This is a genomic window from Fibrella musci (assembly GCF_041321105.1).
In the GTDB taxonomy this organism is placed as follows: Bacteria; Bacteroidota; Bacteroidia; order Cytophagales; family Spirosomataceae; genus Fibrella; species Fibrella musci.
In genome coordinates, this window is sequence record NZ_JBGGWD010000006.1 from 63741 (window position 1) to 77025 (window position 13285).

At 55.5% G+C, this 13285-nt stretch carries 10 protein-coding genes and 1 tRNA gene; 9 read left to right on the forward strand and 2 right to left on the reverse strand.

The window, feature by feature from the left end; all coding sequences use genetic code 11:
• The first annotated feature begins 224 nt into the window (after window positions 1-224).
• The 4 genes from ACAW74_RS19770 to ACAW74_RS19785 all read left to right on the forward strand — a co-directional run bounded on the left by ACAW74_RS19770 (window position 225) and on the right by ACAW74_RS19785 (window position 6745).
• A complete protein-coding gene (locus ACAW74_RS19770) occupies window positions 225-1568 on the forward strand; it encodes a TolC family protein (protein WP_370699955.1) in 1344 nt (447 codons plus the stop codon).
• Between the two features lie 11 nt (window positions 1569-1579).
• Window positions 1580-2701 (forward strand): efflux RND transporter periplasmic adaptor subunit, encoded by a 1122-nt coding sequence (locus ACAW74_RS19775; protein ID WP_370699956.1) that lies wholly within the window; start codon window positions 1580-1582, stop codon window positions 2699-2701.
• Window positions 2702-2848: 147 nt separating this feature from the next.
• Window positions 2849-5995 carry an efflux RND transporter permease subunit gene (locus ACAW74_RS19780; protein WP_370699957.1) on the forward strand — a complete coding sequence of 1049 codons (3147 nt, stop codon included), beginning with the start codon at window positions 2849-2851 and terminating at the stop codon, window positions 5993-5995.
• Window positions 5996-6205: 210 nt separating this feature from the next.
• On the forward strand, window positions 6206-6745 hold the full coding sequence (locus tag ACAW74_RS19785; protein WP_370699958.1) for a low affinity iron permease family protein: 540 nt from the start codon (window positions 6206-6208) through the stop codon (window positions 6743-6745).
• Window positions 6746-6840: 95 nt separating this feature from the next.
• Here the strand turns inward: ACAW74_RS19785 and ACAW74_RS19790 are convergent, their stop codons facing one another.
• Together ACAW74_RS19790 and ACAW74_RS19795 are read right to left on the reverse strand one after the other, a co-directional pair.
• On the reverse strand, window positions 6841-8019 hold the full coding sequence (locus tag ACAW74_RS19790; RefSeq protein WP_370699959.1) for an acetyl-CoA C-acyltransferase: 1179 nt from the start codon (window positions 8017-8019) through the stop codon (window positions 6841-6843).
• Between the two features lie 287 nt (window positions 8020-8306).
• Window positions 8307-8379 (reverse strand) — tRNA-Phe (locus ACAW74_RS19795).
• A gap of 207 nt (window positions 8380-8586) precedes the next feature.
• Here ACAW74_RS19795 and ACAW74_RS19800 point away from each other — a divergent pair.
• The 5 genes from ACAW74_RS19800 to msrC all read left to right on the forward strand — a co-directional run bounded on the left by ACAW74_RS19800 (window position 8587) and on the right by msrC (window position 13275).
• The gene (locus ACAW74_RS19800) at window positions 8587-9975 is read left to right on the forward strand and encodes a 4Fe-4S dicluster domain-containing protein (protein ID WP_370699960.1); all 1389 of its coding nucleotides are present in this window, start codon (window positions 8587-8589) and stop codon (window positions 9973-9975) included.
• A gap of 93 nt (window positions 9976-10068) precedes the next feature.
• On the forward strand, window positions 10069-11340 hold the full coding sequence (locus ACAW74_RS19805) for a hypothetical protein (RefSeq protein ID WP_370699961.1): 1272 nt from the start codon (window positions 10069-10071) through the stop codon (window positions 11338-11340).
• Between the two features lie 14 nt (window positions 11341-11354).
• Entirely contained in the window at window positions 11355-12158 is an 804-nt protein-coding gene (locus ACAW74_RS19810; RefSeq protein WP_370699962.1) for a (Fe-S)-binding protein, read from the forward strand.
• Between the two features lie 88 nt (window positions 12159-12246).
• Entirely contained in the window at window positions 12247-12765 is a 519-nt protein-coding gene (locus tag ACAW74_RS19815) for a hypothetical protein (RefSeq protein ID WP_370699963.1), read from the forward strand.
• 9 nt (window positions 12766-12774) lie between these two features.
• Entirely contained in the window at window positions 12775-13275 is a 501-nt protein-coding gene (msrC, locus tag ACAW74_RS19820) for a free L-methionine (R)-S-oxide reductase MsrC (protein WP_370699964.1), read from the forward strand.
• Window positions 13276-13285: the final 10 nt, after the last annotated feature.

Consider the following 13285-nt stretch of genomic DNA (forward strand, 5'->3'; position numbering starts at 1 on the left):
GGCTTGGCGTGTCTGACGAAAGCGCGCAACCTACCGGGGTGGTATTAAAGACAGATGAGGGGTTAATTAAAAGGCTATGATAAAACTAGGGAGAAACTACAAGGTATTTAAGACAGGCTTAATAGCTCTTTAAGCGGCCCTTAACAGCACCACGAGTACTTGCAGCCGGAAAGCCGATGTAATTCTACATAGAGCCGACTACTACATTGAACGCTGTGATCACTATGACTTTTAGCATTGGAAGCGGCCCCAAAATCTGGTTGTTTTCTAATCTGTTTTGGCTGGTCGGCCTTGCCGCTCAGGCCCAGCCCCACACCACTGATGTTCCTACCACGCCAGCGGCTACCGACACGATTCGCCTGAATTTGCCGCAACTGGAAGCGCAGGTGCTGGCTCGTAATTACCAGTTACTGGCTCAGAAGTACCAGATCGACATTGCCGGGGCCAACATCACGCAGGCCGGGTTACGCCCTAACCCAAACCTGTGGTTTCAGACCAACCTGTATAATCCGAACACAGGAAAAGTACTGCCGTTGGCAACGCCGTCGCAGGCCGAACTCAACGCGCAGACGTTCAACAGTGGGTACGTTGCCCTGCAACTTCAGCAGGTGATCCTGCTGGCCGGTAAGCGCAGCAAACTGATTGCACTGGCCGAGAGCAACCGGAGTCTGGCGCAGATTGCCTTTCGCGACGTACTGCGGTCGATCCGATACCAGTTGTATAGCACCTATGCCGATTTGTATTTCGACTTACAGGCGCTGAACCTGTTTCAGGCCGAATTGGCCCGGCAACAGCGCCTGGTTGAGTCGACGCGCATTGCGCTGCAAACGGGTGGGGCTGCCCAATATGAAGTAACCCGGCTCGACGTGGCCAACCGCGATCTGCAAGCCAATATCTCGAACTATCGGGCGCAGATTGCCGACGAGCAGGCAACGCTACGAGTGCTGCTTCGCCAAAGTGCAGGTACGTTCATTCTGCCAACCGAACTGCCCGTAACGTCCAAACCGATGCCTGTGCTGGCTTCGGCGATCGACTCGGCTCTGACCAACCGGCCCGACCTGGCCCTGACGCAGGAGCAGATTACCAATGCCCAACGCAGCCTGACCCTGGAAAAAGCCCGCCGCACACCCGACCTGACGCTGGGCGTGCTCTACGAGCGTTACGGTAACGCCTTTACCAATTTTACGGGTCTACAGGCGGCCATGGACCTGCCCGTACGAAATCGTAATCAGGGAGCTATCCGGGCCGCCGAACTAGCTACCAAAACGGCCGAAGCGGGGGTTGAAAATCAGCAGGCAGTCGTGCAGAGCGACGTGCTCAACGCCTATGATAAACTCAATGCCTATTACGAACAACTAAACGCCCGCCCGCCTGGCTACCTCGATCGCATTCAGACCATCTCGACGGAGGCGACCCGCGCCTACAATGGCCGGGTTATTGGTCTGCTCGATTACCTCGATAAGATCAGGACCTACCAGCAGGCGCAACTCAACCACATTAACCTGCTGAATAACCTGTTTCAAAGCCAGCAACAGCTCGATTACGTAACCAACACGCGCTTCTTTTAATGAGTGAACGAATGAAAACGACACACCTCATCATCCCCGCACTTCTCTTGCTGGCTGCCTGCGGGCATAAACAGGACGAAAAAGCCGCCAACGTACCCACGTCTGCCGCCGACTCCACGGCCAGCTTCCTGACGGATTCGGTACGGCGTATGAATCCTGAAAACGAGCTGACGCTCAACGGCACCGTTACCTTCGATCAGGACAACGTGGTACGGGTGTTTCCGCTGGTATCGGGTAACGTCGAGAAAGCCAACGTGACGCTGGGCGCTTACGTGAAAAAAGGGCAGGATCTGGCCGTGATCCGCTCGGGCGACATTTCTAATTATGTGAACAACTACCAGTCGGATAAGGCCGATCTGGAAGTGGCGCAGCAGGCGGTAAAGAATACCGACGCGCAGTTTAAGGCCGGGTTTGCCTCGCAGACCGATATGCTGACGGCCAAAAACAACCTCAAGAAAGCGCAGGAAGAGTTGGGCAAATCGGCCAACGTGCTACGGGTTTACGGCGGTACCAACGCCAGCAACGGGCAGCCGTATTTTACGGTGAAAGCGCCCATTGGCGGCTACATCGTCGAGAAGAACGTCAATACCGGGCAGGACCTACGGGCCGACAACCAGAACCCGCTCTACACGATTTCGAGCCTGCAACGGATCTGGGTGATGGCCAACGTGTATGAACAGGATATTCCGCAGATTCGGCAGGGTGAAGCCGTCGACGTACAGGTGCTGGCCTACCCCGACCGGACGTTTCGGGGGCATATCGATAACATCAGCAGTGTGCTCGATGACCAGGCACGGGTGCTGAAGGTGCGGATCGTGCTCGACAACAAAGACGGGATGCTTAAACCTGACATGTTTGCCACCATTCATGTGCATGTGGGCAACAATGGCGGCGCTGGCCCGGCGGGCGGTACGTCGGCCAACGCGCTGGCTGTTCCTCAGAAAGCCGTTGTGTTCGACCGCGATCATTACTATGTGATCTTACAGACGGGCAAAGACAAATACGAAGTGCGGGAAGTGACCGTGCAGAAAAACACCACCCGCTATGCCTTCGTGGAAGGTGGCAATCTGAAACCCGGCGATACCGTCGTGACGGAAGGTAGTCTGCTGTTATACAATGATTTAACGGATTAATACCCGTAGAGACGCAATCCCTTGCGTCTCATTGCCGGATGGTTTTTACACGATACTAATTCATTTGGTGGGTACAGGCCCATTGCTGACGCACGCCGAGACGCAACGGGCGGTCCGCCGCTGCGGTTGCGTCTCTACATAACGACCATGAACAAGTTCATTCGCAGTATCATCACCTTCTCGCTGACGAACCGCTTTGCGGTATTCTTCGGCATTCTGCTCCTGATTGTGGGCGGCGTGGTGAGCTTTCTCAATACCCCCGTCGAGACGTTTCCCGACGTGACCAACACCAACACCATTGTGATCACGCAATGGCCGGGCCGATCGGCCGAAGAGGTGGAGCGCTACGTGACCATCCCGCTCGAAACCGAGCTGAACTCGGTGCCGCGCAAGACGACCCTACGGTCGGTGTCGCTGTTTGGGCTATCGGTCGTCACCATGATCTTCGATGATGGCGTCGACAACTTTACGGCGCAGACCAACGTAGCCAACCGTATCGCCAACGTCGATTTGCCCGAAGGCGTACAGGCCGAAATTCAGCCGCCCTATGGCCCTACCGGTGAGATTTACCGCTTCACGCTCGAAAGCAAAACCAAAGACATCACCGAACTGAAATCCATTCAGGACTGGATCATCGAACGGCAAATCAAGAGCGTACCTGGCATTGCCGACGTGGTGAGTTTCGGCGGGAAAGTAAAAACTATCGAAGTGAGTCTCGACCCCACGTTGCTGGCCAACTACGGCTTCACAACCCTCGACGTCGACAACGCCATTCACCAGAGCAACATCAACGTGGGCGGCGATGTCATCAAACAGGGAAATCAGTCGCTGGTGGTGCGGGGCATTGGCCTGCTCACCAAACCTGAAGACGTGGCCGGCATCATCATCGATAACGTCAACGGCGTACCAGTGCGGGTACGTGATGTGGGCACGGTGCGCGAGTCGTTCCAGCCCCGGCTGGGTATCGTGGGGCGCAACAAGCAGGACGACGTGGTCGAGTGTATTGTGGTGATGCGGAAGGGCGAAAACCCCAACGAGGTGATCCCGGCCCTGAAAGAGAAGATCGACGAGCTAAATAACTCGATTCTGCCGAAGGACGTGAAGATCAAAACCTTCTACGACCGCACCACGCTGAATAACTACACCATGCATACGGTGGGCGAGAACGTGTTCCTGGGCATTTTCCTCGTCACGGTTATTCTGCTGCTGTTCCTGGCCGACTGGCGCACCACGCTCACCGTGGCCATTGTGATTCCGCTGGCGTTGCTCTTTGCCTTTGTCTGCCTCAAAGCGCGGGGCATGACCGCCAACCTGCTCAGCATCGGGGCGCTCGACTTCGGGATCATCATTGACGGGGCCGTGGTGATGGTCGAGGGTGTGTTTGTGATGCTGGCTCACCGCGCTGAACACCTCGGCATGATGCAGTTTAACAAGCGGGCGAAGCTAAGCTGGATTGCCGGTACCGCCACCGAGGTGGGCAAGTCGATCTTCATCGCCAAGATTATCATCATCACGGCGCTGCTGCCCATTTTCGCCTTCCAGAAAGTCGAAGGCAAGCTGTTTAGCCCCCTCGCCTGGACCATCGGCTTTGCCCTGCTCGGTGCTTTGATCGTGAGCCTTACGCTTATTCCGCTGCTGTGCTCGCTGTTCCTGAAGAAGAACGTACGCGAGCGCCACAACCCGCTTGTCGAAGGCCTCACGAAAGGCTACACGCCCGCCCTCGACTGGGCCATTCGTAAGCCCAAAACCATCATCGGTATCGCCGTAGGGGCCCTGCTGGTATCGGGTTTCCTATTCCTGACGCGTGTGGGCTCTGAGTTTCTGCCGGGGCTGAACGAAGGTTCGATTTACGTGCGGGCGTCGCTGCCTTACTCAGTATCGCTCGACGAAAGCTATGCCTATACCCGCAAGTTCCGGGCGGTGTTCAGCGAATTTCCCGAAGTGCGCGGCGTAATCTCGCAGACGGGCCGCCCCAACGACGGTACTGACCCGACGGGCTTCTTCAACAACGAATTCTTCGTAGACCTGTACCCGAAGGAAGACTGGCCCGAGCGCAACAACGGCAAAGCGGTGAGCAAAGAAGAGCTGATTGAGCAGATGCGCCAGAAACTGGCTCGGTTCCGGGGGGTCACGTTTGGTTTCTCGCAGCCTATTTCCGACAACGTCGAAGAAGCCGTATCGGGCGTGAAAGGGTCAATGGCAATTAAGATCATCGGGCAGGACTTGAACGTGCTCGATAAGGAAGCGACTCAAGTGTACAATGTGATGCGGACGATCAAGGGCGTGGAAGACCTCGGGGTGTTCCGCAACCTGGGGCAGCCGGAGTTCCGGATTACGCTCGATCCACAAAAACTCGCGCTGTATAACGTACCTACGGAAATGGCGCAGTCGGTCATCGAAACGGCGATTGGTGGTAAAACCGTGACGCAGTATTTTGAGGGCGAACGCCGGTACGACGTAAAGGTGCGCTACGGCGAACAGTTCCGCTACTCACCCGAGCTGATCGAGAACCTGCTGGTGCCCACCCGCTCGGGGGCCAAAGTGCCCCTGAAAGAGATTGCCACGATTGGTACGCAATCGGGTCCGGCGTTTGTGTATCGGGAAAACAGCGCCCGCTTTATCGCCATCAAATTTTCGGTGCGGGGTCGCGATTTGGGCAGCACCATCGCCGAAGCGCAGAAAACCGTGGCCCAGAAAGTAAAACTGCCCGATGGGTACCGGATGCGTTGGGCGGGTGAGTTTGAAAACCAGACCCGGGCCGAAAAAACGCTGGAAATGGTCGTGCCTATTTCCATCGTCATGATCTTCCTGATTCTGCTTTTCACGTTTGGCTCGGCCCTGGATGCCACATTGGTTATCCTGAACGTACCGTTTGCGCTGATTGGCGGATTTCTCTCGCTGTGGCTGACGGGCATCAACTTCAGTATTTCGGCAGGGGTTGGGTTTATCTGTCTCTTCGGGGTATCGGTGCTGAACGGGGTGATTCTGCTGGGACGTTTCAAGGAAAATCAGCATAACAAGATGAACATCAACGATGCCGTGCGTGAAGGGGCCATTTCGCTGGTACGACCCATCGTGATGACGGCCCTGATGGCTTCGTTGGGGCTGCTACCGGCGGCCCTCTCAACGGGCATCGGTTCCGAAACGCAGAAGCCGCTGGCCACGGTCATGATCGGCGGACTGATCACCAGTACCATCCTGTCGCTGCTGATCCTGCCGGTGATGTACGACCTGATTTACACCCGTCAGCATCGTAAAAAACAAGCGAAGCGGGAAGAGGCCCTGTCTGCCTGATTAGTTAAGTAATAGTAATGGGGGATTGATGTATTACTGACGCGTCAGCCTGAGCTTGTCGAGGGATTGCGCGTCAGTAATCATTTACAAGCGATAGCGACGGTACTCGTTACTCGGTTTAAGGGCAATTTAATGGATTGCGGCGGATGGCTTCGCCGGAGCAGGCGTTTATACGTAAGCCAACGTTCACAACAAAATAAGCCATTGAGTATGACAGACATGACCCTTTCCCATGACGCCAAGCCCCGTAAAGACTGGTCTGAACGGTTCGATCAGTTTGCGCTCAAGATTACGCGCATCACGGGCAGTTCAACGGCCTTTCTGCTGGCATTGGGCACCGTACTGATCTGGGCTATTACCGGCCCGATTTTTCATTATTCAGAAACCTGGCAACTGGTTATCAACACCGGGACCACGATCATCACTTTCCTGATGGTGTTTGTGATTCAGAAAGCCCAGAATAAAGAATCATTGGCGGTTCAACTCAAGCTGAACGAACTGATTGCCGCTACCAAAGGAGCCAGTAACCGGCTGGTTTCGGTTGAAGAACTCACGGAACAGGAGCTACAAATCCTGTGCGAACATTACCATACCATGGCCGAGCTGACCCGGCAGGCCAGCGATTTACGAAAATCGCACTCGGTAGAAGAGGCTATCAAAGAAACCGGCAAGAAGCTACGAAGCGACGATACACACGATCATCGGGGGCTGGTCAAATCACCCGACGAAACAGTACCGCCGGCTCGGTAAAGGGCTTTTCAGGTACGTTACGAAACAGGCCGGTCATCTGGCAGCACAAACGTGTGCTGCCAGATGACCGGCCTGTTATTGGATAAGCGTATGACTTAGTTGATGCGCTCGAAGATACCGGCAACGCCCTGCCCGCCACCTACGCAGGCCGATACCATGCCGTATTTCTCATCACGGCGGCGCATCTCGTTCAGCAGTTGAACCGACAGCCGTGCGCCGGTTGACCCGAGTGCATGACCCAGTGCGATGGCCCCACCGTTGTGGTTGATTTTGTTGCGATCGAGGCCCAGTTCCTGAATAACGGCCAGCGATTGGGCGGCAAACGCTTCGTTCAACTCAATCTGATCGATGTCATCCTGTTTCAGACCTGCTTTTTGCAACGCGATGGGAATTGCCGCCACGGGGCCGATGCCCATGATGCGCGGCTCAACCCCCGCCGTTGCGTAAGACATCATCCGGGCTACCGGTTTCAGGTTTAACTCATTCACCAGCCGTTCCGACATCACAATGACGAACGCCGCGCCATCCGACGTCTGCGACGAGTTACCGGCCGTCACCGAACCGCCCGCCGCGAAGACCGGCTTCAGTTTGGCCAGCCCGTCGGCGCTTGTGTCTTTACGAGGGCCTTCGTCCTGCGCTACCGTCCACTCGCGGGTTTTCTTCTTGCCACTGTCGGCGTCGAAGTACGTTTCTTTTACGTTGATCGGCACAATCTCCTCGGCAAACTTGCCGTCGGCTTGCGCTTTCAGCGCTTTCTGGTGCGATTCGAGCGCGAATTCATCCTGCGCGTCGCGGCTGATGTTGAACTGCTGTGCAACCTGCTCGGCGGTTAGGCCCATACCAATGTAATAATCGGGGTGTGCCTGCGCGATGTTGTAGTTGAGCGCCGTTTTCCAGCCCATCACCGGTACCATCGACATCGACTCGGTGCCGCCCGCAATGATGCAGTCGGCCAGACCAGCGTGGATTTTAGCCGATGCAATCGCGATAGCTTCCAAGCCTGACCCGCAGTAGCGGTTGATTGTCATGCCGGGTACGCTGTTGGGCAGTGAGAGCAGTGCGATATAGCGCGAAATCTGCATGCCCTGCTCGGCTTCAGGTACGGCATTACCCACGATCAGGTCTTCAACCCGGGCGGGGTCAAGGTTAGGCACCTGCGCCAGCAAATGCTTAATAACTTCTGCCGCAAGGTCGTCGGGGCGGGTCAGACGAAGGCCACCGCGCGGGGCTTTACCAACGGGGCTACGATAGCCAGCAACAATGTATGCGTCCATATTCGTAGAGGCGTAACCGCTGCCGTCTGCGTTCATCGACAGACCGCCTGTTACGTCTTTTCTGTAGTAACAAAAGTTAGTTCGGAATAAGCACAAATATAGCGGAAATAGTATGCATGCATACTATTCGAAAAAATATGTACCTTCGCTGCCATGAAAGTTAGTGTCAGTAATTCGCTTCCATCGCAAACCTCTGTTGCCGGTCTGTGGCCTGCAACGGCCACTTGGGCCAATAAAAAAGCCTTCCCGATGGGGAAGGCTTTCGTGAGCAGTGAGGCTCGGCGCGGTGGTGATGGACGGAATCGAACCGCCGACACAAGGATTTTCAGTCCTTTGCTCTACCAACTGAGCTACATCACCGCGACGTCTGTGTGTCAAACGTGGGTGCAAAAGTAGGGGGCAGATACAGGTTTTGCAACCCTAAGCCCGAAAAAAAGTTTGTAATACACGGTCCGCCTTGACTGGCTGGCTCGCTACACACTGTTGGTCAGTGGGTTTAGTTGTCTGGTCAGAGCATAAAATGATCGCTACTTTGTACATCGTCAGTCATACTTTATAAATCCTTACATGCACATCGTTCAACAAATTCTGTTTGCTGTTGCGCTGGCGGCGGCGGCCGTTATCATCACCCGGCGCGTGAAGTACATTGCCAGTGCCATCAACCTCGGCCGCCCGGAAGACCGCTCCGGCAACGCAGCCGAACGGTTTCAGGTGATGCTGCTGGTGGCGTTTGGGCAGAAAAAGATGTTTACTAATCTCACGGTGGCGCTAATGCACCTGGTCATCTACCTGGGGTTTGTGGTCATCAACCTGGAGATTCTGGAGATTATCATCGATGGGTTGCTGGGTACGCACCGGGTCTTTGCGCCCTACATTGCGCCTGTCTATCCGTTCCTGATCAATGTATTTGAGGTGCTGGCATTTGGGGTGCTGGCTGTCTGCGTAGTCTTCCTGTGCCGCCGTTATTTGACCCGGGTGCCGCGCCTACAAGCCGAAAATCACGAAGAAATGCGCCCGCGATGGCCCCGCCTTGACGCTACGCTTATTCTAGTCTTCGAAATCGTGCTCATGATTGCCTTCTTGACCTGGAACGCGTCGGATAGCGTGCTCCGCGACCGGGGTGTTGGCTACTATGGCGACCTCAAAGGCGTCGTTCCCGATTTCCTGATTAGCCAATACCTAAAACCCCTCTTTACGGGATTGAGCGACACGGCTCTGGTAGCCTATGAACGGTTCTCGTGGTGGTTTCACATCTTAGGCATTCTGTTCTTCGCCGCTTACGTAACTTACTCGAAGCACCTGCACATTGGCTTGGCGTTCCCCAATGTCTATTTCTCCGACCTTCAGCCGAAAGGCGAAATGAAAAACATGCCCAGCATTACCAAAGAGGTGCAACTGGCGCTGGGTATTCAAAACGAAACGGTAGAAGCCGACGGGAGTCAGCCTAACGAAAACGGCGAGCAACCGTCGGATATCGGGCGATTTGGCGCGAAGGACGTACCTGACCTGTCGTGGGTCGATGTGATGGGCGCGTTCTCCTGTACGCAATGCGGCCGCTGCACGGCCGCTTGTCCGGCCAATATCACGGGTAAGAAACTCTCGCCGCGCAAGATCATGATGGACACGCGCTGGAGGGCCGAAGAAATTATCAACAACCGGCAGCAGCACGGCAACGACCATGACGACGGTAAATCGCTGCTGGGTGATTACACGACGGTGGAAGAAATCAACGCCTGCACAACCTGCCAGGCTTGTGTAAACGCTTGCCCGGTCAACATCAATCCGCTGAACATCATTTTGCAAATGCGGCGGTATAAAGTGATGGAAGATGCGCAGGCCCCCGCTTCCTGGAACGCCATGTTCAGCAACGTAGAGAACAACATGGCTCCCTGGAAATTCTCGCCCAGCGATCGGTTCAACTGGGCGCAACAGGTCAACGAACCGGTTTCGAAGTAAAAAGGCCTAGTATTTACCTACTTACCTTTTGGCGTACTCGCGTATCAAAATAGGCGTAACTTTCGGCAATCGCCGTCTAGTACCTGCTTATTCATGAATACGCTTCTGTTAAAAATTACCCTCGTTGTGCTGGCTACCATCGGTTGCTTAACCGTTGGCTGGTTTAGAACGTACCTGGGTCTTTTGAAGCCACCACAGGCCAACCGCCTGCTGGCTGGCGCCTTTGTTCTTTGTCGTATTGTGCCATTTGTTGGCATCTATCTGGTGCTTGGGCTAGAACCTCGTTCCGACGTGCCGCTCTTTTACGAAGCCGCTACGCAGGCGCTTTGGGGCGACGTAGTCTATCGTGATTTCTGGTCGCCCTATAGCCCTCTATTCAGCTATTTTACGGCCCTACCGTTGCTGGTTTGGCACGACGTCAGGATGATCACCCTGCAAATGTTGTTGCTGGAAGGTGTGGCCTGGTGGCTGACCTATCGGCTGGCTCGCCAAATGATGCCTGATCGGAACCCGACGTTTCTGGCGGTTTTGTACCTGATGTTGCCGGCACCACTGGTGTTTGCCGTGCTGGGTGGACAGGAAGACATTCTGATGTGGTTATTTGCCGTCGGTAGCATACAGGTATGGCAGCGCTGGCGTAATGCCTTCTGGTTGGGTATCTGGTGGGCCGTTGCGCTGCTTGTTACCAAAGCGCTGACGCTATTTGTAGTGCTGGCGGTGCTGGCCTGGATAGCCCGTCCCTGGCGGTATGTGCTGGGGCTGGCTACCGTGGGTATACCCGCGCTGGCACTGACCGTCTGGCTGACGGGCGAAAAAATGCTCACGCCATTGGCTATGGGCGAAATGCGTTTCGCCCCGAACCTCTGGACGGTAGCAGCCCCCATCATCGGTGATTTTATGGCCTATGCGAGTCAGGTGAGCGCCATCGGACTGATTGCCATGCTGTTGATCTGCGGCGTTGGTGGCTGGAAAGTCCGGCAGGCATCGGCCTCTTACGAACGGGCGTTACCCATGCTGTGGATGTTCGTCTATGGCTCGTTGATGCTGGTGCATAAAAGCTCATTCGGCAACTATGCCTACATCATCCTCCTGCCGCTGGTGCTTCTGGTAATCGACTGGCGGCAGCGAAAAGACGTGGTGATGCTACTGACCTTGTCGGCGACCTCGGCCATTCATCCCACCCTGTGGTGGTTGATCAACGAGCCTATCTATACCCGCTTTGACCTGATACAAACCCCCTTAAACGTGGTCGAGTACGGTCTGGGTATGCTGATGCTGGTGAGCGTAGCGTATTTCGTCAGAAAATCCTTCCAACAAATGGTCACAAAGCGACAAATCCCCCGGCGACGGGCTGTTTTGACGTAATTGGACGAATTGATATGGATACTGCTGAAAGAGTTTTCTCGGTGCCTACCATGGCCGACATGATGGCCGCTGGTGAGGAACCCGAAATTTTGTTCTGGGTTGGCTGCGCTGGCTCTTTTGATGACCGCTATAAACGGGTGACGCTCGCTTTCGTGCGCATCCTCAACCACGTAGGTATCAAGTTCGCCGTGCTGGGGCCCGAAGAAGCCTGCACAGGCGACCCCGCCCGCCGGGCCGGTAACGAGTTTCTGTTTCAGATGCAGGCCGTCAGCAACATTCAGGTGCTGAACGGCTATAACGTGAAGAAGATCGTGACGGCCTGCCCGCACTGCTTCAACACGCTGAAAAACGAATACCCCGATCTGGGCGGCACCTACGAGGTGATTCACCACTCGCAATTTTTGCAGCAGCTTATCAACGAAGGCCGGGTGAAGGTCGAGGGTGGGCAATCGTTCAAGGGCCGCAAAATCACCTTCCACGATTCGTGTTATCTGGGCCGGGCCAACAAGGTTTACGAAGCCCCTCGCGAGGTACTGGCCGCGCTCGATGCCGATCTGGTGGAAATGAAGCGCGTTAAAGCCAACGGTCTGTGCTGCGGAGCGGGTGGCGCGCAGTATTTCAAAGAGCCTGAACCGGGCAAAAAAGACGTCAACGTCGAACGTACTCAGGAAGCGCTCGCCACGGGTGCCGATACCATCGCCGTAGCCTGCCCGTTTTGCATGACGATGATGAGCGACGGCGTCAAGAACCAGAACCGCGAAGACACCGTCCGGGTCTACGACATTTCGGAACTCATCGCCCAAGGGCAGGGGTTGTAGGGAGTGAATAATGTACAGTGGATATTGTGCGATAAACAGCCAGTCGAGCCCATTATACATTGTCCACTGTACATGTTCATTCGTCGTTATGTTCATTCCATTCGATCAAATCACGCCCAACGCCCGGCTTTGGGTCTATCAGGCCAACCGCGCCCTGACGGCTGCCGAAGTATCGGCTATCGAAACGGCCATCCGGCCCGCTTTGGATACGTGGGCTGCCCACGGCCATCCATTGCTGGCTTCGGCGCAGGTTGTCAATAAGCGGTTCCTGCTGTTGGCGGTCGACGAAGGGGCTGGTCTGCCGAGCGGTTGTTCTATCGACTCCTCGGTGCATACTGTGCAAGCCATTGGTCACCAGCTGAGCCGCAATGGCGCTCCCATCGACTTTATGGATCGCTCGGCAACGTACCTGGCGGCCGACGGATCGGTGCAGGCGTTGCCCCTCCCCGCCATCAAGGCCGCTGTTGCCGACGGCACACTCACACCCGATACGCCTGTTTTCAACACACTGGTTAAATCCAAGGCCGATTACCTGACGCAGTGGCAAGTGCCGGCTCAGTTGACCTGGCTGAAACGGTATTTCATACAGGCGCCCATCAACCAGTAACGAATCGCAATGGCTGAATCACTGATTCTTCCTCAGGTAGACCCGACCGACCGGCAGGCGCGGGCGGCTATTTATGATAGCCTGATTCCACAGGTGCAGGCCCTTATGGCTGGCGAGCCCGATCTGGTTGCTAACCTGGCTAACACGGCGGCGGCCCTCAAAGAAGCGTTCGGATTTTTCTGGGTCGGTTTTTACCTCAAAAAAGGTAACCAACTGGTGCTGGGGCCGTTTCAGGGGCCTATTGCCTGCACGCGCATAGCCTTCAACAAAGGTGTGTGCGGAGCGGCCTACACCCGCCGCGAAACCCTGCTAGTGCCCGACGTCGAAGCGTTTCCGGGGCACATTGCCTGTAGTTCGTTGTCTAAATCGGAAGTTGTAGTACCCATTTTCGATCAGGCGGGCGACGTCGCTATGGTGCTTGATGTGGATAGCGATCAGCTCGATGATTTCACGTCGATCGATGTGCGGGGGCTGGAAGCTATTGGGCGGCTGATCAGCGAAACCCTTTAGAATCAGGTAC